Here is a 24386-nt window from a genome sequence, read left to right as displayed (position 1 = left end):
GCCCGCACCGGACGGGCTTCCCGCCGCGGCGCGTCCGTGGCGTCGGGCACGAGGGCGGCCACGCCGCTCGCACACCCCGTAACCTGGGGGTATGCCGATCCAGGTGCTGCTCGTCGACGACCACGAACTGGTCCGCCGCGGCCTGCGCGACCTTCTCGGCGACGAGGCCGACATCGAGGTCGTCGCCGAGGCCGGCAGCGTCGAGGAGGCGCTGGCGGTGGCGATGCACGTCGAGCCGGACGTGGCCGTGGTGGACGTCCGCCTCGGCGACGGCGACGGCATCACCCTCTGCCGCGAGCTGCGGTCCAAGCCCAGCCCGCCGGCCTGCCTGATGCTCACCGCGTTCGACGACGAGGAGGCCATGGTCGGCGCGATCATGGCGGGCGCGTCGGGTTATCTGCTCAAGCAGGTGCGGGGCCAGGACGTGGTCAACGCCGTGCGCGAGGTGGCCGCCGGCCGTTCCCTGCTCGACCCGCTCAGCACCGCGCGGGTGCTGGACAAGCTCCGCCACCCGCCCACGGACGACCTCGCCGCCCTCACCGACCGCGAGCGCGACGTGCTGGAGCTCATCGGCCAGGGCATGTCCAACCGCGAGATCGCCGAACGCCTCTTCCTGGCCGAGAAAACGGTCAAGAACTACGTCACCTCGGTCCTCGCCAAGCTCGGCATGCAACGCCGCACCCAGGCCGCCGCCTGGATCGCCCGCCGCGGCAAGTGATGCCGGAAAAGCGCACCCCCCCCCCGTCGTTTCCGACTGATCCGGCGTACGGACACTGGCTGACCTTCGGCGTGGAACGACGCGTGCTGGTGGTCGCGCGGACGGTCACCACCGTGACGCGTCTGCTCGACGTGCTGTCGCTGTTCGAGGACGACCCCCGGGTCCAGGTCGTCTTCACTTTCGATGGGTTGAACCCAGCGATCTTCAGTGCCGGGCTGCCGGAATTCCTCCACAGCCTGGGGACACACGTGGTGCCGTGGGCACAGGCCGTCAAACCTGGGTTCGACCTGGCGATCGCGGCGAGTGAGAACGACGACCTGGCCGAGCTGCCGTCGCCGGTGCTGCTGATCCCGCACGGGATCGGGCACCAGAAGTACTACCCACGCACCGAGGTCGTGTCCGGCCTGAACCCGTCGCGGTTACGCGGCGAGCGCCTGCGGCTCGGGCTCTCGCACGGCAACCAGCTGCGCCACCTCGACGGGGCCGCCCCGCCCACCGTCGTCATCGGCGACCCGTGCCACGACCGCATGCTGGCCAGCGCCCACCGGGTGCCGCACTTCCGGCGGCTGCTCGGCGCGGACTCGCGGACCCACGTCGTGCTCGCGTCGACGTGGGGCCCAGACTCCCTGCTCGGCGCCGATCACCTTGTGCCCCAACGGTTTCTGGCTGAGCTGCCCCTGGACGAGTACCGCGTGAGCCTGGTGCTGCACCCCGCGGTCTGGTCGGCGCACAGCCCGTTCCAGGTCCGGGCCGCCCTGGCCACAGCGATCCGCGGCGGACTCACCGTCATCCCGCCCCAACACGGCTGGCAGGCGACGCTGCTCTCCGCCGACTGCGTGGTCTCCGATTGCGGCTCGATGCCCCTCTACGCAACGGCGGCCGGCGTCCCCGTGATCATCGGCAGCCCGGTCTCGGACACCGTGGTGAACGGCTCCCCGCTCGCGGAACTGCTCACCAAGGCCCCCAGACTCGTTAGGTCCGACCTAGCAGTTCAGATCACCGCCACGATCGAGGCCGGCCCGGTCCCCGGTATCGCCGAACAGGCTGTGGAGTACCCGGGCAAGTGCGCGGAAATCCTCCGCCCGCTGCTGTACGACATGCTCGACCTGACGGAACCGCCCCGGCCGGCCGTTTTTCCACCTGTGGAAGACCCCGCTCCACAGGTCCGCCCGCCGACGACGTTGCGTGTGAGTGTCCACAACGAGGGCTCCACGCTGGCCATCACCCGCTTTCCGGCCGCGGTCCCCCACACCGGTGAGCCCCTGCCCAGTGCTCACGTGGTCGCGCACGCCGAGTTGTCCACACTCGCCGACCTGGAAGGCGCCGCAATCATCCACAGGGACCGAACGGACGACTTCCCGGCTTGGTCCGCCGAAACCGCCCGCCGCCGCCCAACCGCCCGTCTGATCGCCGCCACCGCCCCGGGCCACTGCCTGATCCGCACCGACGACGGCACCACAACAACCCTCACAGCTCCCCCCGACGTCGACCCACTGGCCGTCGCCTCAGCCGCTTACTGGCACGTGGTGCGAAACCTTCCCTTGACGACCCTGCGCTTCCGCCTGGGCAACCGCCTGATGACCGCCGAAGCCACCTAACGCACCGTGTGACCCGCGCTTCCCCGCGACGCACGCTTCCTCGCCGACCTGCGTTTCCGCTCTTCCCCACAGACCCTGTGCTTCACGTGGACCAGCGCTCCCCCATGGCCCGGTGCCTCCCCGCAGACCGGCGCCTCCACGCGAACTCATGTCTCCCCGCAGACCGGCGCCTCCCCTGTCAGCCCTGCTTCCCCTGGCAGACCCGCCCCCGCTGACCCCCAGCCGCCTGCCCGCGGAACGTGCAACCAGCCGCAGTCGCGTCGCCACACTCCCGCCCAGCAACGAAATCAGCACGCCCCACGCCCGCCCACGCAACCTGACCAAAGCCCGCAAGGCTCCACACCCGCCCGCGCAGCCTCACCGAAGCCCGTAAAGCAGCTTCCCGTAAAGCCGCGCCCGCGCCGGATGCCCAGCCGCCGAGTACCGCTGCCACACCCCGAGCCAGTGCTGCCGCGCCGTCTCCGGCCGTGCCGTGCGCCATTCGGCGTCGCCGAGGGTCTCGGCGATCTCGAGGTCGTACTGGTTGCTGCCAGCGGCGTTGGCGAGCCGCCAAGCCTCGTGGAGACGGTCGACTGCCACCTGCGGCCGACCCTCACTGATCAGCAACTTCGCCTCGACGAGCCGGACCTGCGCGCGGTCGCGGTTCCGACCCTCCTCCACACATTCGTCGGCCTCGGTCAGCAAGCGCCTGATCTCGGATCCGTCCCCGCCGCGCAGCAGCAGCACGTTCGCCAGCATCCGCGCGTGCAGCCCGCGACCTCGCCGGCCAATCGCGTCGAGGCCGCGGCTGATCTCGAGCGCCGCGCCGAACCACCGCGCCGACTCATCGAACTGTCCCTGCTCACGGTGGAACAGCCCGTGAAACTCGGATACCGACGCCCGCAGCTGCTGGTTGACCGCCGTCCCCGGATCGGCGACGTTCGCGAGCGCCGCCTCAGTGCGGGCAAACTCGGGTGCGGCCCGGTCGAACTCGCCCATCAGCGAGAACAGCCGCGCCCGCTGGCTGAGAATCCGCGCCAGCAGCGCGTGGTCCTCCATCTCTTTCGCCGCCCGGGCGCCCTGCTCCTCGATTTCGAGCAGCTCACGATGAAACCCGCGGTGCAGCCCGACAATCTCCAGCGCCCCGCAGATCTGCGTGAGCTGAACGTGCAGCCCTCGTTCGAACGCCGGCCGGGCCAGCGCCCGCAACGCCGGCAGCTCCGCCGCGAGCCAGTCCACGGGTCGTCCGGGGAAGGCCGGCTCCGCCGCTTCCGGTGGCAAATTCCGCTCGTACAGCCATAACCGCGGCTCCACGTCGGCGCGCACCGACCAGTCACGGTAGAAGTTGACGAGCCGTACGAACGCGTCGTCGGTGCCGCTGGTGTCCCCGGCCCGTCGCACAGCTTCGCGCGCCTGGTTCCCCAGCCGCAGCCGATTGTCCGGATCGACAGTCACGAGAACCTGCGCCCGCAGGTCGGCGAGCCTGGACAGGACTTCCGGCCGTCCGGCGATCGCCGTGGCCGCCTCGAGGGTGAAACTCGGGCCGGGAAAGACCGTCAGCAAGCGGCAGAGTTCCGCCGAATCCGCGGGAAGCCCGGCGAGCACCTCGTCGAAACCACGGCTCACCTTGCCGAGCGACCCGCCTCCGCGCAGTTCCTCGGCGACGGCCCCGAGGGGCAACGCGACGAGCCCTTCCCGACTGCGAACCAGGTGAGCCGCCGCGACCAGCACGGCCGGGAAGCGATCACAGTGCGCCAGAAGGTCTTGCGCGCCTTGGGGATCCCGCTGCACAAGGTCGATCCCGCAGAGAGCCTCGAGCAGCTGGCGGTCGCTGCCGGGCTCCAGCTGCCCGAGCGGAACCTGCTGCGCGAACTCGAACACGAAGTCGTCGACCGGGCCCGCGGTCAGTGCCAGCACCAGGCTCATCGGCGCCGGCGGCACGAGCCCGTGGAGATCCTCGACGCCCTCGGCGTTGTCGAACACGAGCAGCAGCCGCTTCGGGGCGAGCACCGTCACGTACTGGGCGGCCAGGCTCTCGTCGGACGCGCTGATCAATTCGACGCCCAGCCGCGCCAGCACCGCGGCCTTGATCCGGTTGCGCCCCAACGGCATTCCGGGTCCGTCGCGGAAGTCGGCGAGGTCGAGGAGCATCGCCCCGTCCGGGTACGAGCTGGCGGTGTGTTGCGCGAAGTGCTGCGCCAGCGCGGTTTTCCCGATCCCGGACGGGCCGGAGAGGACGGCGGTTCCGGTGGCGCCGCGCATCTGCTGCCACGTCGCGACCCGGTCGACGAAGTGCGGCGAGGACACCGGGATCTGCGGCTTGGCGCGGTCGTTCGACAGCTCGGCGTCAATCAGTTCCCGCAGCTCACGGGCGGCTTCAGGGTTCTTCTCCAACAGCCGTTCGACGGCCTTCTCCAGCGCCACCGGGTCGTCACCGAAGCGCTTGGTCACCTTGCCCCACAGGTACTCGGCCACCTTGCCGCCGACGGTGAATGCCAGCGCGACACTCTGCTTGATCACTTCTGTCTGCAGCGCGTCGTCGGCCACCGACGGCCCCCTCCCGAGTCGTGCCGCCCACGCTAGCAGCGAAGGTGAGGGGCGTCACGGACCGTGAAAACCTGCCCCGAAACCGACCGACTGGCCGATCGACGACCGTCCTCGGTCACCGAACGCCACGGTTCGGGTAAACCAGCCACCTCAACTTCACTCTTTCGAGAGTCGAATACATGTTCGATTTCCCGATACCATCTTCACCAGATGAACGGCGGGCCTCCGCTCGCCGCACTGGGGATCGGTTCGCCGGAAAGGAAGGAGCGCCGCACATGACGCGGGAAGGCTAGAGCCGTCGGAGAGCGCAAGCCGGAACGTCGTGAGCTGTGGTCGTGCCCGGGGCACGGCTAGTCCAAGGGAAGATCAAAGGCGACGAGCGTGCCCAGGCTCGGCGAGGAGTTGATGAAGAACTTCCCGCCGGCCGCGTCGGCGCGCTCGGCGAGGTGCCGCAGACCCCGGGTGGCGACACCCTGGGGCACGCCGGAACCGTTGTCGCGCACGCGGAGTTTCACGCCCTCGGCGTCCCGAGTGAGGGAGACGCGCGTCTCGCTGGCGCCCGAGTGTCTGACCACATTGGACAGTGCCTCGCGCAGGGCCGCGCGGATGTGGTCGGCCGGAACGGCGGGTACGTCGGCGAACTCGCCGGAGAGTTCGAGGGTCGGCGGGTAGCCGAGCAGTTCACCGGCGATCCGGACTTCGCCGCGCGCTGATTCGGCGAGGTCGGCGGGGGTGCCGGTGTCGTGGCGCGGCTCGGGTGAGCGGAGCGCGCGGACGGTGCCGCGGATCTCCTCGATGGTCTGGTCGAGCTGGTCGATGGCGTCCGAAAGCCGCGCGCCGTCCGCCTGGGCGAAGCGCTTGCGCATGTTCCGGCGGACGCGGTCGAGCTGCATGCCGGCGCCGTAGAGCCGTTGCACGATCACGTCGTGCAGCTCGCGGGCGATGCGCTCTCGCTCCTGGTAGAGCGTCACGCGGTGGCGGGCGTTGGCGCCCTCCGCGAGCGCGAGCACCACACCCGCCTGCGCCGCGAACGCCGCGAGCATCTCGACGGTGCCCGCGGAAAACGGTTCGCTCCCCTGCCTCCGGTAGACGGTGAGCGCGCCCAGCACCCGTCCCCCAGAGCCGAAGGGCGCGGCGGCGAACGGGCCGTAACCGCGGAGTTCGTCGGGCACGTACGGCGCGGTGCGCGGGTCCACGAGGAAGTTCTCGCTGGCCACCGGCTCGCCCCCGCGCGCGACCCGCCCGGCGGCGGAGTCGGCCGGCAGGGTCAGTCCGCGCAGCGTGTCTTCGGCACCACTGACGTCATGCGCGGCCTCAACCACTACGCGCCCGTCGTCCGCACTGACCATGGCCAGACCGAGATCGGCGTCGGCCAGCTCGGCGGCTCGCGCCACAACGGTGTCCAGCACCGCCTCGGGGTCGTCCCCGGAAAGCGCGGTGCTGGTGATCTCGGTAGCGGCGGACAGTGCGCGCGCGGCAAGAGTCGGGTCCATAAGCAGTACCGACCCTAGCGTGACCCCCGCCCCCTGCCCCGGAATCGTGACGGTCACCAACCCACCCCGGCATCCTCGGCCACCTGGGTCCCTACCCCGTCCCGCCCGACGCTGTGTCCTTCATCGACGCCACGGGTGTCGTGCACCCCATCGCCATCCCGCCCGATGCCACGTTCCCCATCGGCTCCGCGCCGACTGTCGCGCACCTCAGAGGCATCTCGCCCGACGACACGTCCCTCATCGACGCCGCCCCGTCCGTCGAGCGCCCCAGCCCCATCTCCTCCCATGCCGCGCTCCCCAGTGGTGCCTCGCCAGCTGCCGTGGACCGCAGCCTTGGCAGGAACTGCCGGATCACTTTCGCCATTCGGGGCGCGTCGGCCCGGATCGGCAGCACCGGTCATGTCTGTGCGGATGACCCGGCCGTCGCGGACTTCGTACGCGACGTCGGCAGCTCGAGCCTCCTCCGCGGTGTGCGTGACGTGCACGACGGTGCGGCCGGCGAGCTCCGTGCGCAGGGTGGTGCGCAGCGCGTGGGCGGTCGGCTCGTCGAGGTGCGCGGTGGGCTCGTCGAGCAGGACGAGGTCCGCGTTGGGAGCCGCCAGCAACGCCCGCGCGAGCGCGACCCGCTGCGCCTGCCCGCCGGAAAGCCCGGCGCCGGCACTGTCGAGCATCGTCGACGGGTCGAGGTCAGCCAGCTCGGCCAGCTCCAGCACCCGACGCAGTTCCGGCTCCGTCGCAGTGGGATCCGCGAGCCGCAAATTCTCCGCGACGGTCGTCGAAACGAGCATCGGCTCCTGCGGCGCCCACGCCACCCGCTCCGGCACCACAATCTCTCCCTCACGCGGCGCCAGAAACCCGAGCAAAGCCGCCACCAACGTCGACTTCCCCGCGCCACTGGCCCCGACCACCGCCACGTAACTCCCCGCCGCGACCTCCAGATCGACCCCGCGAAGCACCACATCCCCACCAGGCCACCCGAACGCCGCCCCCCGCACAACGACCCCGCCCGCCTCAGCGCACAACCCACAGCCCACTGGCCCCGAACCCTCGGCGCGCTCCCCACCATCCACAGCCCCCGAGCCCCCACCCCGCAGCGAAGCCGTGCCCGGTAAACCCGCGGGCGCGACCCCAACCGGCGAAGCGCCATCGGCGCCCGACCCACCATCCACAGCCCCACTCCGAAGCGAAGCCACGCCCGGCGAGTCATCGGTCATGACCTCCGCAAGACGCGCACGCGCCTGGCGCAAGGTATCCACATGGGCAGCGGCCGGGGGCAGGAGCGCGAGGACCTCCGCCAGCGCCAGCGGCACCAACGCCAGCAGCGGCGCCAACACCCCCGCCAACTGCCCCGCCGCGACGGCTTGGCCGGCCAGCATTGTGCTCACCACCGTCGCGACGCCGGTGGCTAGGACGATCACAGCGTCGCCCGCGCCGGCGCCGAAAGCCTGGCGACGGGTGTCGGCGGCGAGGCGCTCGTCTAGGGAAGCCAGGTCTCGGCGGCGCGCGGATGCGGTGCCGTAAGCCAGCAATTCCGCCGACGACGAGAACAGCACCAAAACACGCGCAGCCACGTCACGACGGCCGGCTGCGAGCGCCGAAGTTGCACGGCGCTCCACGCGCAGCGCGACGGCCGGCGCCAGCAGCCCCAGTGCCACGGCCCCCGCCAACACCAAGCCCGCCGACGGCAGCACCCACGTCTGCACCACGATCGCGCCCACCGCCACCAGCCCGACGACAATCGGCGGCGACACCACCCGCGGCAGCAAGTCGCGGACCGTGTCGACGTCCGTCACCAGCCGCCGCTGGCCCTCGCCCGCGCCGAGGCCACGCGCCGGACCCAACCGGACCAGCGAATCCCACAGCCGCACCCGCAGCCGTCCGGCGATCCGGAACGCCGCGTCGTGCGTGACCAGCCGCTCGGCGTACCGCAGCCCGGCGCGGCCGAGCCCGAACGCGCGCACCCCGACCACGGCCACGGTCAACGTGAGGATCGGCGGCCGCAGCGACGCCGTCGCGATCAGCCAGCCGGACGTCGCCGTCAGCGCGACCCCCGCCAGCAACGCGACCGCGCCGAGCACCGCGCCGCCGAACAACCGACGATCCAGCAGGAGGCGCCACGCCAGCGGCCGGCCCGAAGACGTCCGAACAGCCGGAGATTCGTTATGCGGCAAGGATTCTTCGACGACGTCCAGCGCCGCCGTCCGCTCGTGCGCCGCGATGACCGCCGCGGCCCCGCCGTCCACCGCCCGCTGGACGGCGTCCAGGACCCGCGCGGCGTTCGCCTCATCGAGGTGCGCCGTTGGCTCGTCAAGCAGGAGCAGCCACGCTCCCGAACGGACCTTCAGCAACGCCCGCGCGACCGCCACCCGCTGCCGCTGCCCCAGGGAAAGCCGGTCGACGGGCCGGTCCGCGAGCCCGTCGAGCCCCAGCTCGCCGAGCACCTCGTCGATCTCCGGCCCCGCCAGCTCCTCACGCACCGTGCCACCGCTGAAAACCGGCGACTGCGGCACCCACGCGACGTCACGACGCCAGCGCTCCAGATCGACGTCCGCCAGCTCGACAGCGCCCGGCTCACCACCGCCGATCGCCACGGATCCGTCATACGCGGGCACAAAACCCAGCAGCGTGGCCAACGTCGTCGACTTGCCACCACCGCTCGGCGCGCGCAGCCAGACCGTCTCGCCACGGCGAACCGAGAAGGTCTCGCCGTCGGGGGCGAACCCACCCCGGCGCGCGACGCTTAGGTCCGACACAACGAGTGATCCACAGGGGGCAACCTGGGTCCCCACCCTGTGGACAGGCTCGGCGAGCACGGCCGTGACCCGGCGCACCGCCTCCACCCCGTCCTCGCTGGAGTGGAACGCCGCGCCGACGGCCCGCAACGGCTGGTAGCACTCGGGCACGAGGATCAGCACACCCAGCCCGATGGCGAGCGGCAGCGAGCCCGACACCAGCCGGACGCCGATCACCACCGCGACGAGCGCGACCGAGAGCGTCGCGGCCAGTTCCAGCACAAACGCCGAGGAGAACGCGACCCGCAGCGTCTTCAGCGTGGCGCGGCGGTGCCGTTCGGACAGTTTGCGCACGGTCTCGGCCTGCGCCTCCGCCCGGCGAAACGCGGCCAGCACTGGCAGCGCGCGCACGAGTTCGAGCAGCCGCCCGGACATCCGGTGGACCGCGTCGGTCGCGCCCGCCACCCGATCGGCCGTGTACTTGCCCACCAGGATCGCGAACATCGGCAAAAGTGGGACGGTCCCAGCGACGATCAGCGCCGACGGCCAGTCTGTCCACAGGATCGCCGCGCCCGCCGCGAGCGGGACCACCGCGGCGGTGACCAGGGCCGGCAGGTACTCGCGGAAGTACGCGTCGAGCGCGTCCAGGCCGCGGGTGACGAGGGTGGTGAGTTCGCCGTGGCCGCTGCGGGCGAGCCATTCCGGGCCGAGCCGCAGCGCGTGGTCGACGACCCGGGCGCGCAGGTCCTGCTGCGCGGTGGCGGCCGCCCGCGCGGAGACCACCCGCACCGCCCAGCCGGTGAGCGCCCGGCCCGCGACCAGCGCGAACAGGGCGGCCAGCTGGGCGGTGCGGCCCCCGATCCCTGTAGAGACCACGGACGCGAGCACGTCCGCCAGCAGGAACGCTTGTGCCACCAGGAAAGCGGCGTTGACCAGAGACAGGACGGCGACCAGGATCAGTGCTCGGCGCGCGGCCGGCCCGAGAGCCGGGAGCGCGCCGAGCGGACCCTTGCCCGGCCGCACCGGGTCCATTGTGGACCGCGTGGCGGAAAGGGGTGCGCGGCCGGGAAGCCTGGTCATGGTGCGTGCACCGCCGGGATGTGCTCGACGCCGATGCGCTTGCGGAAGACCCAGTAGGTCCAGCCTTGGTAGATCAGCACGGCCGGCGCGCCGAAGGCGGCGACCCAGGTGATCACCGTCAGCGCGTACGGGCTGGCCGACGCGTTGGCGACGGTCAGCGAGTGCGCCGGGTCGAGGGTGGACGGCAGGACGTCCGGGTAGAGCGCGCCGAAGAACGTCACCGCGGCCGCCGCGATGACCACGCCGAGCGCGGCGAACGCCTGCCCGTCACGGTCGGCGCGCAGCCGCAGCCACGCGACGATTGCGGCAAGGACACTGACCACAAGCGTCAGCAACGTCCACAGCGAGCCCTCGCGCGACTGCACGACCACCAGGAAGGCGACCATCGGCAGCAACGCGACCGGCAGCATCTTCATCGCCAGCAGCCGGGCGCGTTCGCGCAGGTCGCCGGACGTCTTGAGGGCGAGGAACGCGGCCCCGTGCACCAGCGAGAACCCGGCGACGGCGAGCGCGCCCAGCAGCGTGTCCCAGCGAACCGACTCGAACGGCGTCCCGACGCGGTTGCCGGCCGCGTCGAGCGGCAGGCCGAGCACAGTCGTCGAGAGCAGCAGCCCGACGCCGAGCGGCGGGACCCACGAGCCGATCATGATCACCCGGTCCCAGGTGCGGCGCCAGCGCTCGGAGTCGACCTTGCCGCGGTACTCGAACGCCACGCCGCGCCCGATGAGCGCGAGCAGCACGAGGAGCAGGGGCAGGTACGCGCCCGAGAACAGCGACGCGTACCACCCGGGGAACGCCGCGAAGGTCGCTCCCGCCGCGACGATCAGCCAGACCTCGTTGCCGTCCCACACCGGCCCGATGGTGTTGACCATGACCCGGCGCTCGGTGTTGTCCCGGCCGAGCACGGGCAGCAGCATCCCGACGCCGAAGTCGAACCCTTCGAGGAACAGGTACCCCAGCCAGAACGCGGCGATGACCACGAACCAGACCGTCTCGAGTGTCATCGCTGTTCACCTCCCGTTAGCACGGACCCAGGACGGTGGCCCTGAGTTATCCACACCTGGCCGAGTTGTCCACAGACCGACTGTGGGTAACTCAGGAAGGTGACTGTCCGAACACGCTGGGTTGACCATTTGGCGGCTTGCGCGGAGCCCGCCGGCCCGTCGCCACGATCGGTCGTCCACATCCGGTTCACCGCCTCAGTACGCGAACGAAAGGGTGTCGTCATCGGAGTCCGAGCCGGAGTCCTGATCGGGCGGCCGGGGCGGGGGCATCACGGCGTCGACGCCGCCCCGGACGTACTTGCGCATCAGGTACAGCTCGACCACCCCCAGCACCAGGTAGAGCAAGCTCAGCGAGATCAGCGACGTCCACACCTCGCCCACCGAAAGCTTCGACACCGCCTCCGCCGTGAACATCCACATGCCGTCGACGCCGGTCGGGTTGGGCGCCACCACAAACGGCTGGCGACCCATTTCGGTGAAGATCCAGCCCGCGCTGTTGCCGATGAACGGCGTCGCGATGCCGCCGAGCACCATGAGCGGGAACCAGCGCCCGCGCGGGATCCGGCCGCGCCGGGTGAGCCACAGGGCCAGCACGCCGATGCCCGCGGAGATCGCGCCGAAGCCGATCATGGCGCGGAAACCCCAGTACGTGACGGGCAGGTTGGGCACGTAGTCGATCGGCTTGCCGGCCAGCGGGCCCAGGTCCGGGTCGTTCGGGTAGTTCGACCCGTACTTCGCCTGGTACTCGCCCACCAGGTTTTCCACACCCTTGACCTCGGTGGAGAAGTCGTTGTGGGCGAGGAAGGACAGCAGCGCCGGCACGGTGAACGTCTTGACGTCCTCGCAGTTCGCGTTCGCGACGTCGCCGATCGCCAGGATCGAGAAGCTCGCCGGCGCCTCGGTGTGGCACAACGCCTCGGCCGAGGCCATCTTCATCGGCTGCTGCTCGAACATCAGCTTGCCCTGCGTGTCACCGGTGATGGCCAGCACCGCGAACGCGACCACGCCGACCCAGCCGCCGAGCCGCAGCGACGAGCGCCAGACCTCGCGGTGCTCGTCCGACGACGAGCGACGCCGCCACAGGTGCCAGCCCGCGACGCCCACCAGGAACGCCGCCACCACTGAGAACGCGCCCGCCAGCGTGTGCGGGATCGCGGCCAGCGCCGTGTTGTTCGTCAGCACCGCGCCGATGGAGTTCATCGTCGGCTTGCCGTTGACGAACTCGACGCCGACGGGGTGCTGCATCCACGAGTTGGCGGCCAGGATGAAGTAGGCCGAGGCCATCGTCGCGAGCGAGAACGCCCACGCGCACGCCAGGTGGACCTTCTTCGGCAGCCGGTCCCACCCGAATATCCACAGGCCGAGGAAGGTCGACTCCACGAAGAACGCGACCAGCCCCTCCATCGCCAGCGGCGCGCCGAACACGTCGCCGACGAAGCGGGAGTAGGCGCTCCAGCTCATCCCGAACTGGAACTCCTGCACGATACCGGTCACCACGCCCATGGCGAAGTTGACCAGCAGCAGCTTCCCCCAGAACTTCGTCATCTTCAGGTGCCGCGGTTCGCCGGTACGGACCCAGGCGGTCTGCATCGCCGCGACGAGCACCGAGAGGCCGATGGTCAGCGGGACCATCAGGAAGTGGTAGACGGTGGTGATGCCGAACTGCCACCGCGCGAGCTCAAGGACATCCACGTACCCGAGCTAACTCCGGCGCCCCGGCGGCGGCCAGTTCACCACGTCCCGAACTATGCGGGACCTACGTCCCGAACCAGCCACCGGCGACGTGACGTCCGCCTCGCGCCCGCCGGATTCCCGCAGTACCAGCGGTTCCCGGCCGGGACGACCGGCCGGACCGGACCATCGGCGGAAGTGTCCACTTAGTACACGAACGGGTCACCGGGTCTCTTCGACCAGCCAGGACAGGTAGGCCGGGCTGCCGCCGACGATGGGCGTCACGACGATCTCCGGGAGGTCGTAGGTGTGCCGCACGTTGAGGAATTCCTCCAGCGCGCCGGCGCGGTCGCCGGCGGTCTTGCACTCGACTCGCCACTCCGCGTCCGTGCGGACCTCGCCCTCCCATCGGAAGACGCTCGTGATGGGGCCCACGATCTGGGCGCAGGCGGCGAGGCGGGCTTCGACGGCGCTCGCGGCGAGCGTCCGGGCAGCGGCTTCGGAGTCGACAGTGGTCATGACGACCACGTGGTCCACAGACATGCCCCGCACGGTACCGCAGTCGGAAACCAGAATTCGGCGTGCCGAAGAAAATAATCAGGACGCCCGGCAAACACTATTCACCAACCCTTACCGGGCAATTCGCGAAACCCATAAGATTGCGTCTTTCCTGAACACTCCTTTATCGTTGCAGTGAAAGGGGTGCGCACCAACCATGTCTCCCGCTCTTGTAGCCCTGCTCAGCGCGTTCGGCCTGGTCCTGGCGGTGGAACTGCCCGACAAGACCCTGGTCGCGACGCTGGTGCTCACCACCCGTTTCCGGGCCTGGCCGGTGTTCGCCGGAGTCTGCGTGGCCTTCGCGCTGCAATGCGTGATCGCTGTCGCGTTCGGCAGTGTTCTGACACTTCTCCCGGACCTCGTGGTTTCGTTGCTGGTGGCCGGAATGTTCGGCATCGGCGCGGTCATGCTCCTGCGTGAGGGATTCAGCGAAGCCGACGAAGCAGGCAGCGACGCTTCGCGCAAAGGGCCGCAGCTGTCCTTCCTACGCTCGGCGCTGACGTCGTTCGGCGTGCTCTTCGCCGCCGAGTGGGGCGACGCGTCGCAGCTGGCCACCGCGGGCCTCGCCGCGCGGCTGGGCAACCCGGTCGCCGTGGGCGTGGGCGCGTTCGTCGCGCTGGTCTCCGTGGCCGGGCTCGCCGTGTTCATCGGCGCGAAGATCCGCGACCGCATCCGGCCCAAGCTGATCCAGCGCGTCGCCGGGTTCGTGTTCGCCGGGTTCGCGCTGTTCGCCGTGGCGCAGCTGGCCTTCTGAGCCGGCCTGGCCCGACCCGAGCCGGCCTGAGCCAGACACTCGCCGACGCGCGGCCACAGCCACTTCACAGGGCGTCCAGGTAGCCTGCCGGGAACCAGCAAGCGAGCACGAGGTTAACGGCCTCTGGCTCCGCCATGAGGACCCGGAGCCAGCCCGATGCCGAAACCCGCGCTCGCCACGACCGCCCGCGCCGTCGTGTCCCCCGTGCCCGGCCGGCTCGCGGTCGCCGGCATCGCCGTCGCCGTGGCCATCGCGACCGATCTGCACCTGAGGCTGTCCGCGCAGGTCAGCCCGGTTTGGCAGACGCTTTCGGAGTACGTCTACGGCCACCTCGGCGGACGCTCGGCCGCGCCGTTGTTCAGCGCGATGTGCCTCGCGCTCGCGCTGGGTTCACTGGCGCTGCTGGTCGGCCTGGTGAAAGCCCGCCGGTCCCCGGCCGTCGTCGCGCTGCTCGGCGTGTGGTGCGCGGGCCTGACGATCTGCGCGACCGTCCCCGTCGATCCCGACGGACAGGCGCGCTCGTTCGACGGCCAGCTGCACAACGTCGCCGCGATCATCGCGTTCCTCGCGCTGCCCGCGGCCGCGTGGCTGCTCACGCGGCCCGCGCGCGAAACCTGCCCGTGGGAGCCGCGGCGCACGACGATCCGGCGCCTCGCCGTCGCGAGCTTCGCCAGCGTGCTGATCGTGCTCGGCGGCTTCGTGTTCACGCTGATCACGGGCCCGGCGAAGCAGGAGGTGACGCTCGGGCTGTTCGAGCGGCTGCTGTTCACCGTGGACCTCGCGCTGCTGGTCACGATGGTGCGGCCGCTGCTGGTGGCGTCGCGGCGCCAGTCCGCCGGCTGAGCGTCCGACCCAAAGCAGTTCGCGCTGGTCCGTCGGCTTACTTCCGGCCTTTTTGGTAAGCGTCCGTCCGAAGCACTTCGGCCAGGCTTGCGGCCGCCGCGAGCACCTGCGGGCCCACTTCGGCGCCGGCCAACGGCTCCAGCGACACCACGCCGACGCTCGCCCGCAGCGCAGGCACGCCACGCACCGGCGCCGCGAGGCCGGACGCGCCGGCCTCCGGCTCACTCGTCGAACTCACCCAGCCGTCGCCGCCCGGCCGCAGCCCGATCGCCCGGCCCGCCGCGCCCGCGTTGAGCGCGTGTCTGCTGCCCACGCGGTACGCGACGTGGTAGCTGGTCCACGACGGCTCCACCACGGCCACGGCCTGCGCCAGATCGCCCTGCGCCACGGTCAGGTGCGCGGTGGCGCCCACCTTCTCCGCCAGCTCGCGCAGCACGGGCCGGGCCGCCTCGCGCAGCTGCGGCAGCACCTGCCCGGCCAGCCGCAGCACGCCGACGCCGAGCCGCACCTTCGTGCCGTCACGCCAGATCAGGCCGCGCTCGGACAACGGCACCAGCAGCCGGTAGACGGCCGCGCGGCTGGCGCCGATCGAGACGGCCAGCTCGGAGATGGTCGCCGCCTCCTCGCCCGCGTCGGCCACCGCCTGCAGCAGCGCCAGCCCGCGGTCGAGGGTCAGCGACCCCTCCCTCGTCACAACAGCTCTAGCTCGCCCAGGTCGGCGACCGGCTCGTCGAACGAAGCCGCCGCGTAGGACGCGAAGAGCTCTCGCACGGCCTTCGCGGCCGGCTCGGAAAGCCCGCGGGCCTCGTCGGCCAGCGCCTGCCCGTCCGTCGACTCCAGCGCCTCGCGCACGTCGCCGCCCGAGAGGCAGCGCGCGGACGCGACGATCAGGTTCAGGAAGCCGTGATGCGTGAAGCCGCTGTCCGGGTCCGTGTGCCGGACGGCGCGGTGCAGGCTGTTCGTGGCCTTGAACGACGCGCCGGGCGCGCCGCTGACCACGGCCAGGAAGTCCGCGACCTCGTCGACGCTCGGGAAGTTCTCCCCCGCCTGGCCGCCGCAGCGGATCTTCGGCCAGCTGCCGTGCTCGATCACCTTGCGCACGCCGTCGAGCCAGCCGACCCCGCGCCGCGGCTCGACGACGCGGATCACGTCCTCGGGCACGAACTCGGAGACCCGCTCCAGCCATACCTCGTCGACGTCCGACGGCGCCGGCATCTCCACCATCCGCAGGGACAGCAGCTCGTCGCGGGATTCGACGATCGAGATGGCCTTCGGGACGCCGCCGAGGCCGGTGTCGATGATCAGTGACAGCGGCAGCGGCTCCTTCGGCTTGATCTTGATCAGCTCGGTGATCAGCTCCGGCAGCCGCGAGGCCTGACAGAGGAAAACCCCCAGTACACCAGCGTGTTCACCGGTCCGCGACGCGAAGTGCGCACGGAGGGCTTCGGGCATGGCGGCGTCGGCGGGCGGGAAGAGCGCCGAGTCGTCGACTAGCCGCGCGAACAGGGGAGGAATTCCACGGGGGCCGGGGGGCGTGAGTTCCACAGCGCTTGACACGACTGACACGCTAGTAGCGTACGACAACAGGACAAAATCGTTCGCTCTGCGGACGCCTTTCGATGCTTGTTGATCTCTTCCCTGGGACGCGGGGATGCCGCGTTAACGGCAGGTCGGCGAGATCCACCGGCTCATCGGAAGCGCTCGGGCTTCCACGGTTCGTTAGGTCGGACCCAGCGAGCTGTCCACAGGCTCGGCGCACGTCGGCGAGCCTGTGGACAGCCGGTTCGGTCCAGTCAGCCGGTTCGGTGCGGCCGGTGCGGTGAGCCGAAGCGGACGGCGCCGAACACCGCATGCCCGGGCACACCGACCGGCGCGCTCTTCCTGGGCCGAGGCAACCCGGCTGTCCACAGCCGCCCCGTGGCGGCGATGTTCGCAGCCACCGACACGGGAACCAAGGCTCCCCGGAAGGTGATCGGCCGGCCGTCGGGCAGTGTGGCGCGGCCGCGGAAACGCGCCATGCCACGGCCGTTGAACTGGATCGGCCCGTCGAGGACCACCCTCAGCTCCGTCCAGGTGTCATGCGGCACCGGCCGGAGCATCAGGATGATGGAGCCGACCATCATCAGCGTGGTCAGACCGCTGAGGAGCAGGACGATCGCGACCGGGATGACGGCCCAGGGCGTGGCACGAGCGAAGTCCACACTGAACCAGCTCACCCAGGCGAAGAGGGCGAGGAACGCCACGACGAACCCCGTCCACCCGCGAGCCGTGTCCCGCCGGTGTGCGGTCAGCACTGGGTCGAGCCGAGGCGAAGTCGGCTCCACCGAGGCAACGGGCAGGGGCTGCGCACCGGAGATGGGCTCGTCCTGAATCCGCGCCGATCGGACGAGCAGCACACCCGGCACGGTCACCACTGCACGGTCTCCCAGGCGCAGCAGCCACAACCGGCGCCGTCCGGCGAGTTGGAGCCGCATCCCCTTGGGGAGCTTGGCGCGGAGCCAGCGGCCGTCAGACAGGCGTACCCCGATTTTGCTTCCGGCGGCGAACGCGGCATCCGGCGCGCATTCGATTAGGTCGAACCTAGCTTCGAGGAGCGGCTTCATCCACAGGGAGACCGCGAGGTTGTACACGCTGGGCCCCAGGTAAGCGCCGAAGATGGCGACCAGGAGAATCGGCATGACGAGGTCGCGGCCTGCGAAGAACTGGGCGACCCCGTCAAGCGTGATCAGCGCCGCGATGACCGTCTCTCCGGCCGCGCGCCGACGGAACTTCACCATGAACTGGCCGAACAACGGCAGCGCCCCGGCCGGCACCTCCGGGTCGGGCTCCCAAGCGTGGACACGTTCCGATTCCGGCCTGGCGGTCACGGCTCCCCCTCGACGTCGACGCAGGTCACCCTGTATTCGGCCGTCGTCAGGGTGGCGTTACCGCGCAGCCCTTCCCAACACGGCAGAATTCAGGTTAGGCTCACCTAAGTAGGAGGTGAGCCGTGACCGAGGCCCCGACATCCGTCCGCCGCCCGCCCGCGCCCAACCCCGCGGAACGGGCCAAGACGATCGCGACACGGAACGGGCCGGCGACGATCATGCCGACCCAGCAGCGCGCCGACTGCGAAGCCGAACGCGTCGTCCCCGTGCTGCACCACGTGCACCACAGCGGCAGCGTCAGCATTCTCCTGCCGGACGAGCACCCGATGGTGCGCACGTCCCGGCAGGCTCAGCGCGGCGAGCTCGGCGTCATGGTCGAGCTCGCCGACCACGCCCCGGTGGACCTGAGGGAGCCGATCCGCGGGCTGCTGTGGATAACCGGGTGGCTCCGTCCGCTCACGGCGGTCTCGGCGCGCGCCCGCGCCGTCTCGATCGCCGAGCAGCGGCCGGACCACCGGCTGCTCGACGTCGGCCACGGCATGACGTTGCTGCGGCTCACGCCGGCCTCCCTGGTGCTGGCCGACGCGGAGGGCACGCACTCGCTGCGGCCGCACATGTTCAGCGCCGCCCCGCCGGACCCGTTCCACGATTACGAGGCCGAATGGCTGCGCCACCTGGAAAGCGACCATTCCGACGTCGTCGAGCAGCTCGCCCAGCACCTGCCTGCCGGGCTGCGCGGCGGGCGCATCCGGCCGCTCGGCCTTGACCGTTTCGGTCTGCGCTTGCGCATCGAGGCCGACAGCGGTGACCACGACGTCCGGCTGGCGTTCTCCAAGTCCGTCGACAGCCCGCCCCAGCTGGCGGCCGAGCTTCGCCGGCTGGTCGGCTGCCCGTTCCTGCGGCAGCAGCAACGGGGCGACTGACGGGCCAGCGCTTCACCAATCATCAACAGGTGGAATCAACAGGTGGACAACTCGGAGTTGTCCACCTGTTGATGGTTGGCCGTCACCGGATCAGTCGTCCGCCAGCTCGGGCGGGAAGCCGCCCGTCGCGATGGGGCCCCAGCGGTCGATCGTCACGCGGATGAGGCTCTTGCCCTGTTTGCGCATGGCTTCGCGGTACTCGTCCCAGTTCGGGTGCTCGCCCGAGATGCTGCGGAAGTAGTCCACCAGCGGTTCGACGGCGTCGGGCAGGTCGATCACCTCGGCGGTGCCGTCGAGCTGGACCCACGGGCCGTTCCACTCGTCGGAGAGCACGCAGACCGAGACCTGCGGCGAGCGGCGGATGTTGACCACCTTGGCCCGCTTCGGGTAGGTCGCGACCACGAGCCGGCCCTGGTCGTCGACCCCGCAGGTCAGCGGCGATAGCTGGGGGCTCCCGTCGGCGCGCCGGGTGCTCAGGATCGCGTGGTGGCGGGTCTTCAGGAACTCGACCAGCGCTTCGCGGTCGACTTTCGTGTTGGTGGCGATAGTCCTCGGCATACCCCGACGGTAGCGTGCGGACATGAGCGAGCTCGGGAGTGAATCACGCGCCATTGCGCCTTCTGCTCAGGCCGCACCGGTCGTCGGCGAAGCGGGCGCATGAGCACCACGGAGCGATCGGGCCTGCGATCCTGGCTGCTGCCCGTGGCGCCGGCGTTCCCGGAGCCGATCACGGACGCGAAAGAGCGCCGCGCGGTCAAGTTAGAGCTGGTGCTGGTCTTCGGCATCACGCTCGGCCTCTCCGGCGCGCGCAGCCTGCTGTCCCTTGTGGACTCCCTGCTGCGGCCGGTGCCGCTCGCGCAGCAGCAGGCGCAGCTCAATGTTCCACAGGCCGCCGCGAGCCTGCTGGACCTGCTCCAGCAGCTGCTGAACGCCCTGCAGCTGGTCGGCTGGGGCGGCCTCGGGCTGTACCTCTTGTGGCGCGCCGGGCTGAAGGTCCGCGACCTCGGCCTCGACCGGCGCCGGCCCGGATTCGACGCGCTCGTGACGCTCGGCATCGCCGCGGTGATCGGGATTCCCGGGCTGGGCCTGTACTTCCTCTCGTACCACCTGGGGTTCAGCCTCGCGGTCCAACCGTCCACTTTGGGCGATACCTGGTGGCGCCCGATCGCGCTGACGCTTTCGGCGTTCGGCAATGCCTTCGCCGAGGAGGTGCTGGTGATCGGCTACCTTCTGACGCGGCTGCGCCAGCTCGGCGTCCGGGAGAACGCGTCCCTGTTCGGCGCCGCCGTGCTGCGTGGTTCGTACCACCTGTACCAGGGCTTCGGCGGGTTCGTCGGGAACCTCGTCATGGGACTGGTGTTCGGCCGCGTGTGGCAGAAGACGAACCGGCTGTGGCCCCTGGTCGCCGCGCACACGCTTTTCGACGTGGTGTCGTTCGTCGGGTATTCGCTGTTGAAAGGCCACATTTCCTGGCTCCCCTGACCCGCGCTCATTAGGCTCGGGCCGTGATCGACGAAACGGCACCACCCAGGGTGGACAGCGAAGTCGGACCTCTGCGTGCGGTTCTGCTGCACCGGCCGGGAAACGAGCTCAAAAGGCTGACGCCCCGCAACAACGACCAGCTCCTCTTCGACTCCATCCCGTGGGTGGACCGCGCCCAGCAGGAGCACGACGCGTTCGCGGAGGTGCTGCGCGGCCGCGGCGTCGAAGTGCTGCTTCTCGCCGACTCGCTGCGCACGGCCCTGGAGGACCAGCGCGCGCACACGGCGGGTGTGCACGCGGCTGTGGATGAGCGGCGGCTGGGCGGCGACCTCGCCGATTCCGTTAGGTCGCACCTAACGAGCGTCGACGCGGGCACCCTCGCCGAGGTGCTGATGGCCGGCATGACGTTCGAGGAACTGCCGTTCGCCGAGGGTTCGTCGCTGGTGCGGATGATGCACGACCCGCGCGACTTCGCCGTCGACCCGTTGCCGAACCTGCTGTTCACGCGCGACTCGTCGGCCTGGATCGGCGATCGCGTGGCCATCTCGTCGCTGACCATGCCGGCGCGGCGCCGCGAAACGGCTGTGCTCGACCTCGTCTACGCCTATCACCCGCGCTTCCGGCACGCGGCCCGCGCGTACGGCGCGCACTCGGCGCCCATCGAGGGCGGCGACGTGATGCTGCTGGCCCCCGGCGTGCTCGCCATCGGCGTCGGCGAGCGGACGACGGCCGCGGGGGCGGAGTCGCTCGCCCGGTCGGTGTTCGCGGACGGCATCGCGCACACCGTGCTGGCGGTGCCGATCGAGCAGTCGCGCGCGACGATGCACCTGGACACGGTGTGCACGATGGTCGCCGCCGACGCCGTGGTGATGTACCCGCTGGCGCGTGACTCGCTCAAGGCGTTCACCCTCCGCCCGACCGGCGACGGCGGCGTGAAGGTGGCCGGCCCCGCTCCGTTCCTCACCGCGGCCGCCGAGGCGATGGGCATCGACCGGCTGCGCGTCATCGACACTGGGCTCGACCCAGTGACCGCCGAGCGCGAGCAGTGGGACGACGGCAACAACACGCTCGCACTGGCGCCCGGCGTGGTCGTCGGATACGAGCGCAACGCCGAGACGAACGAACGCCTCATGGCGGCGGGAATCGAAGTACTGCCGATCGCCGGGTCCGAGCTGGGCTCCGGTCGCGGCGGGCCGCGATGCATGTCCTGCCCGGTCCTGCGCGACACCATTTAAAGCGAAGTTAGCCTTCCCTTAATGATGGAAACTTATTAAGGGAAGGCTAACCAAGATAAGTCCCGCTTTCTTTAGGAATGGTAACCCTAATAGGGTGGAGATCACCAGGGAAAAGTGGAAATAATTAGTGATCTGTCGTACCGTCGTGGCCATGGCCCTCACGAAGAAAGAACCGCGCTCGAAGTTCTACGAACTGCTGCAGGCGCAAATCCACAACGAGTTCAACGCCTCCCAGCAGTACATCGCGCTCGCGGTCTGGTTCGACAACGAGGACCTGCCGCAGCTCGCGAAGCACTTCTACAAGCAGTCGGTCGAAGAGCGGAACCACGCGATGGCGCTCGCCCAGTTCATGCTGGACCGCGACCATCACCTGGAGATCCCCGGGACCGGCGACGTCCGCAACGATTTCTCCTCGCCGATCGAGCTGATCGAGCTCGCACTGGCGCAGGAGAAGGAGGTCGCGGCCGACATCTCCGCGCTGGCGAAGGCCGCGCGAGCCGAAGAGGACTACATCAGCGAGCAGTTCACGCAGTGGTTCCTCAAGGAGCAGGTCGAGGAGATCTCGCAGATGTCCACGCTGCTCACCGTCGCGCGGCGCGCGGGTGACAACGTGTACGAGATCGAGAAGTTCCTGCACCGCGAGTCCGTCGGCGACACCGGAGCGGACTCGGGCATGCCCCCGGTCGCCGGCGGCGCGCTGTAACCAGGCCTGGCCAGACCCGAGCAGCCCGGGTTGTCCCCATGTGTGGACAACCCGGGCTTCTTGTTGTCCACCTGTGGACAAAACGAACCCGGGCTCTCCCCCTGTGGATAGCCCGGGTTCGTCTTCAGCGCCGGGATCAGCCGGCGCAGTCCTGGTTGGTGCTGCGGAGGTCGACGCTCGCCACGGCGCCGTCATCGCTCAACGTGAACAGGTACGAGCCGTCGCCGCCCACCGGTGCTACCAACCCGCCGGACTCCACGGATGTTCCCGGGTAGCTGGCGAGGACGTCGTCCTTGGACGAGCCGGAGCCGACCCCCTCGGGCGTGTGCGCGGCGCCGTCGGGCTTGACCAGGACCACGCCGCTGGACGGCGAGACCAGCGCGGTGGCCGCGGGGACCCCCGCGCCCTGGACGTCGTAGTAGGTGCAGTTGGCGGTGTGCTTCGCGTTGGTGAGCTTGATGCCCTGGTCGGCGAGCTGGGTCTCGGTCATCCCGAGCTTGAGGCCGCCGAGCCCGTCGGCGGTCAGCAGCGAGCCGCTGGTGATTTTCGCCGGCGCGTCGGTGGGGGTCGACGCCCCGTGCCGCGGCGGCGGCCGCAGCTCGGTCGAGGCGTGCATCTCCGCCGACGGCGGCGCGGCCGGCGGCGGGGCGGCAACGGTCGGCACGCTTGACGGGGGCTCCGGCGCCGGCGTCAACACCGGCGTTTCGCTGGCCGTCAGCTGCGACGCGGTGATCTGGGTCGTGCCGTTCTGGGTGTGGAGGCGGAACGCGGTCAGCCCGCCCGCCACGATCCCGAGTGCGCAGACGGCGCCGGTCGACGCCATCATCACGCGCTGTCGCTGCCGGCGCCGACGGGCGCCCGCGACGATGGCCGGGCCGGCGCCGGCCGTGGGCTCGACGCCCAGCCGCTCGTCGGCGAACAGGGCGCGAAGCTGCTGCTCCAGCTCGTCCTCGGACTCGTTCAACCCGCTTCACTCCCTTCCCCGTGCTTGAGTTTCACTCGCAGTGACGCGATGGCCTTGCTGGCCTGGCTCTTGACCGTGCCCTGGCTGACGCCCAGTGCCTCGGCAATTTCCGCTTCGGAGAGTCCTTCGTAGTAACGCAGCACCATCACCGCGCGTTGCCTCGGCGGCAGATTTCGCAACGCCTGCCAGAGCGGCTCGTGCTCGAACGGGTCCGCCGCCGGGTGCGGCGCGGTCTCCGGCAGGTCGGCGACGAGGTTCTCGCGCCGCGTCCGCCGCCACCGGCTGACGTGCGCGTTCGCCATCGAACGCCGGACGTACGCGAGCGGGTCGCCGGTCTTCTGCTGGACGTACGACCAGCGCGCGCCGATCTTCTCCAGCACCGTCTGCACCAGGTCCGCCGCGTCGTGCGGGTTTCCGGTGAGCGCGTGGCCGTAGCGGAGCAACCCGGGGAGCGTGGCCTGCACGAACTCACCGAAGTCGGTGAACTCCGCAGGCACGGCCACAGGCCTCCCTCGACTGCCGGCCGCCCACGTCGTCTCCGCCCCCGGGATGGCGGGTGCCGCTGCCGTCACCGTATCGCCACCTCCAGGCAAAACCTCGCCGCGCGTCGAGTCCTCGTCTTCCCCAACACGCATGGCTCCCCCAACAGGTTGTCCGGCCGTCGTCACCGCTTCACCGGGAGACGGCCGGATCAGCGAGCAGCGAGGGACTCGGGCAGCTTGAGCGTTCCGTCCCCGTCGGGTGGGTAATCGTGTACCGAGACCACAGCGTTTCTCGGGATGGGCCCGTAGACGTGCGGGAACAAGATCCCCTCGGGGTGCGGCGGGACCCCGTCCTCCCACCGGACGGGCGCCCCGACCTTCGCCGGGTCGACCTCCAGCAGGAGGAGGTCGGTGCGGCCGCGGTAGATGGCGTTGGCGGGCAGGCCGACGGTGCCGAGGTCGGAGCAGTGGATGAAGCCCACTTCGTCGAGCGAGGGCGCGGTGTACAGGCCGCCTTCCGGGACGGCGGCCCACTCGTCGCGGGGGCAGATGTGCAGGATCACGTCACCGATCGTGCCATCGCCTGGTCCTGCGGCGGAACGTGATTCCCGCCCGGTTGATCGCCTTCGCCCGAGCGGGGACGGGGGTTGTTGGGTTGGACCTATTTATCGGCTCGACCCAGCCGGCCTGGCCGGCTCAATCAGTGGGTTCGACCTAACCAGTCGGTCCAGCTCAGTCAGTAGGCCAAGCCAA

Annotated in this window: 21 protein-coding genes; 8 read left to right on the top strand and 13 right to left on the bottom strand. The window is 70.4% G+C overall.

Annotation, left to right across the window (positions count from 1 at the left end; translation table 11 throughout):
- Positions 1 to 91 precede the first annotated feature (91 nt).
- Positions 92 to 718, top strand: coding sequence for a response regulator transcription factor (locus OG371_RS16305; protein ID WP_329070092.1), 627 nt, complete (start codon positions 92 to 94; stop codon positions 716 to 718).
- A 71-nt stretch (positions 719 to 789) separates the two neighbouring features.
- Complete coding sequence (locus OG371_RS16300; RefSeq protein WP_329070090.1) at positions 790 to 2316, top strand: hypothetical protein; 1527 nt, start codon at positions 790 to 792, stop codon at positions 2314 to 2316.
- A gap of 357 nt (positions 2317 to 2673) precedes the next feature.
- Here the strand turns inward: OG371_RS16300 and OG371_RS16295 are convergent, their stop codons facing one another.
- The 6 genes from OG371_RS16295 to cutA all read right to left on the bottom strand — a co-directional run bounded on the left by OG371_RS16295 (position 2674) and on the right by cutA (position 13365).
- On the bottom strand, positions 2674 to 4842 hold the full coding sequence (locus OG371_RS16295; protein WP_329070088.1) for a hypothetical protein: 2169 nt from the start codon (positions 4840 to 4842) through the stop codon (positions 2674 to 2676).
- Positions 4843 to 5192: 350 nt separating this feature from the next.
- Positions 5193 to 6335 (bottom strand): GAF domain-containing sensor histidine kinase, encoded by a 1143-nt coding sequence (locus OG371_RS16290; RefSeq protein ID WP_329070086.1) that lies wholly within the window; start codon positions 6333 to 6335, stop codon positions 5193 to 5195.
- A 53-nt stretch (positions 6336 to 6388) separates the two neighbouring features.
- Positions 6389 to 10147, bottom strand: coding sequence for a thiol reductant ABC exporter subunit CydD (cydD, locus tag OG371_RS16285; protein WP_442876115.1), 3759 nt, complete (start codon positions 10145 to 10147; stop codon positions 6389 to 6391).
- Positions 10144 to 11151 (bottom strand): cytochrome d ubiquinol oxidase subunit II, encoded by a 1008-nt coding sequence (cydB, locus tag OG371_RS16280; RefSeq protein ID WP_329070084.1) that lies wholly within the window; start codon positions 11149 to 11151, stop codon positions 10144 to 10146. Before cydB ends, cydD begins: the two co-directional genes overlap by 4 nt.
- A gap of 195 nt (positions 11152 to 11346) precedes the next feature.
- Positions 11347 to 12843: a cytochrome ubiquinol oxidase subunit I gene (locus OG371_RS16275; RefSeq protein ID WP_329070083.1), complete on the bottom strand. Its 1497-nt coding sequence runs from the start codon at positions 12841 to 12843 to the stop codon at positions 11347 to 11349.
- A gap of 201 nt (positions 12844 to 13044) precedes the next feature.
- A complete protein-coding gene (cutA, locus tag OG371_RS16270) occupies positions 13045 to 13365 on the bottom strand; it encodes a divalent-cation tolerance protein CutA (protein WP_329070081.1) in 321 nt (106 codons plus the stop codon).
- Between the two features lie 172 nt (positions 13366 to 13537).
- On the opposite strand from cutA, the gene OG371_RS16265 reads away from it, so the two are divergent.
- Complete coding sequence (locus OG371_RS16265) at positions 13538 to 14134, top strand: TMEM165/GDT1 family protein (RefSeq protein ID WP_329070078.1); 597 nt, start codon at positions 13538 to 13540, stop codon at positions 14132 to 14134.
- Positions 14135 to 14290: 156 nt separating this feature from the next.
- Positions 14291 to 14977, top strand: a complete 687-nt coding sequence (locus OG371_RS16260; protein WP_329070076.1) for a DUF998 domain-containing protein — start codon at positions 14291 to 14293, stop codon at positions 14975 to 14977.
- A gap of 37 nt (positions 14978 to 15014) precedes the next feature.
- On the opposite strand, the gene OG371_RS16255 is transcribed toward OG371_RS16260, so the two are convergent.
- The 3 genes from OG371_RS16255 to OG371_RS16245 form a co-directional block, all read right to left on the bottom strand.
- The gene (locus OG371_RS16255) at positions 15015 to 15671 is read right to left on the bottom strand and encodes an IclR family transcriptional regulator (protein ID WP_329070074.1); all 657 of its coding nucleotides are present in this window, start codon (positions 15669 to 15671) and stop codon (positions 15015 to 15017) included.
- Positions 15668 to 16522, bottom strand: coding sequence for a hypothetical protein (locus tag OG371_RS16250; protein ID WP_329073102.1), 855 nt, complete (start codon positions 16520 to 16522; stop codon positions 15668 to 15670). The genes OG371_RS16255 and OG371_RS16250 overlap by 4 nt, the downstream gene beginning before the upstream one ends.
- Before the next feature lie 248 nt (positions 16523 to 16770).
- Entirely contained in the window at positions 16771 to 17844 is a 1074-nt protein-coding gene (locus tag OG371_RS16245; protein WP_329070072.1) for a hypothetical protein, read from the bottom strand.
- Between the two features lie 122 nt (positions 17845 to 17966).
- Between OG371_RS16245 and OG371_RS16240 the strand changes: the two genes are divergently transcribed.
- Positions 17967 to 18767, top strand: coding sequence for a DUF2470 domain-containing protein (locus tag OG371_RS16240; protein WP_329070070.1), 801 nt, complete (start codon positions 17967 to 17969; stop codon positions 18765 to 18767).
- A gap of 90 nt (positions 18768 to 18857) precedes the next feature.
- Here the strand turns inward: OG371_RS16240 and OG371_RS16235 are convergent, their stop codons facing one another.
- The gene (locus OG371_RS16235) at positions 18858 to 19325 is read right to left on the bottom strand and encodes a PPOX class F420-dependent oxidoreductase (RefSeq protein WP_329070068.1); all 468 of its coding nucleotides are present in this window, start codon (positions 19323 to 19325) and stop codon (positions 18858 to 18860) included.
- A 99-nt stretch (positions 19326 to 19424) separates the two neighbouring features.
- On the opposite strand from OG371_RS16235, the gene OG371_RS16230 reads away from it, so the two are divergent.
- From OG371_RS16230 to OG371_RS16220, 3 genes are all read left to right on the top strand, one after another.
- A complete protein-coding gene (locus OG371_RS16230; protein WP_329070066.1) occupies positions 19425 to 20249 on the top strand; it encodes a CPBP family intramembrane glutamic endopeptidase in 825 nt (274 codons plus the stop codon).
- 50 nt (positions 20250 to 20299) lie between these two features.
- Positions 20300 to 21484: an arginine deiminase gene (locus tag OG371_RS16225; protein ID WP_329073100.1), complete on the top strand. Its 1185-nt coding sequence runs from the start codon at positions 20300 to 20302 to the stop codon at positions 21482 to 21484.
- Between the two features lie 151 nt (positions 21485 to 21635).
- Complete coding sequence (locus OG371_RS16220) at positions 21636 to 22187, top strand: ferritin (protein WP_329070064.1); 552 nt, start codon at positions 21636 to 21638, stop codon at positions 22185 to 22187.
- Between the two features lie 136 nt (positions 22188 to 22323).
- Here the strand turns inward: OG371_RS16220 and OG371_RS16215 are convergent, their stop codons facing one another.
- From OG371_RS16215 to OG371_RS16205, 3 genes are all read right to left on the bottom strand, one after another.
- Positions 22324 to 23151, bottom strand: a complete 828-nt coding sequence (locus OG371_RS16215; RefSeq protein ID WP_329070063.1) for a hypothetical protein — start codon at positions 23149 to 23151, stop codon at positions 22324 to 22326.
- Positions 23148 to 23648 (bottom strand): SigE family RNA polymerase sigma factor, encoded by a 501-nt coding sequence (locus OG371_RS16210; RefSeq protein WP_329073098.1) that lies wholly within the window; start codon positions 23646 to 23648, stop codon positions 23148 to 23150. The genes OG371_RS16215 and OG371_RS16210 overlap by 4 nt, the downstream gene beginning before the upstream one ends.
- 194 nt (positions 23649 to 23842) lie before the next feature.
- Positions 23843 to 24196: a DUF952 domain-containing protein gene (locus tag OG371_RS16205; protein ID WP_329070062.1), complete on the bottom strand. Its 354-nt coding sequence runs from the start codon at positions 24194 to 24196 to the stop codon at positions 23843 to 23845.
- Between the last annotated feature and the right edge of the window lie 190 nt (positions 24197 to 24386).

Origin of the sequence: Amycolatopsis sp. NBC_01480 (assembly GCF_036227205.1) — a bacterium.
In the GTDB taxonomy this organism is placed as follows: domain Bacteria; phylum Actinomycetota; class Actinomycetes; order Mycobacteriales; family Pseudonocardiaceae; genus Amycolatopsis.
Note: the sequence above shows the minus strand (reverse complement) of the source record. Positions and strands in the feature narration are given on the sequence as shown.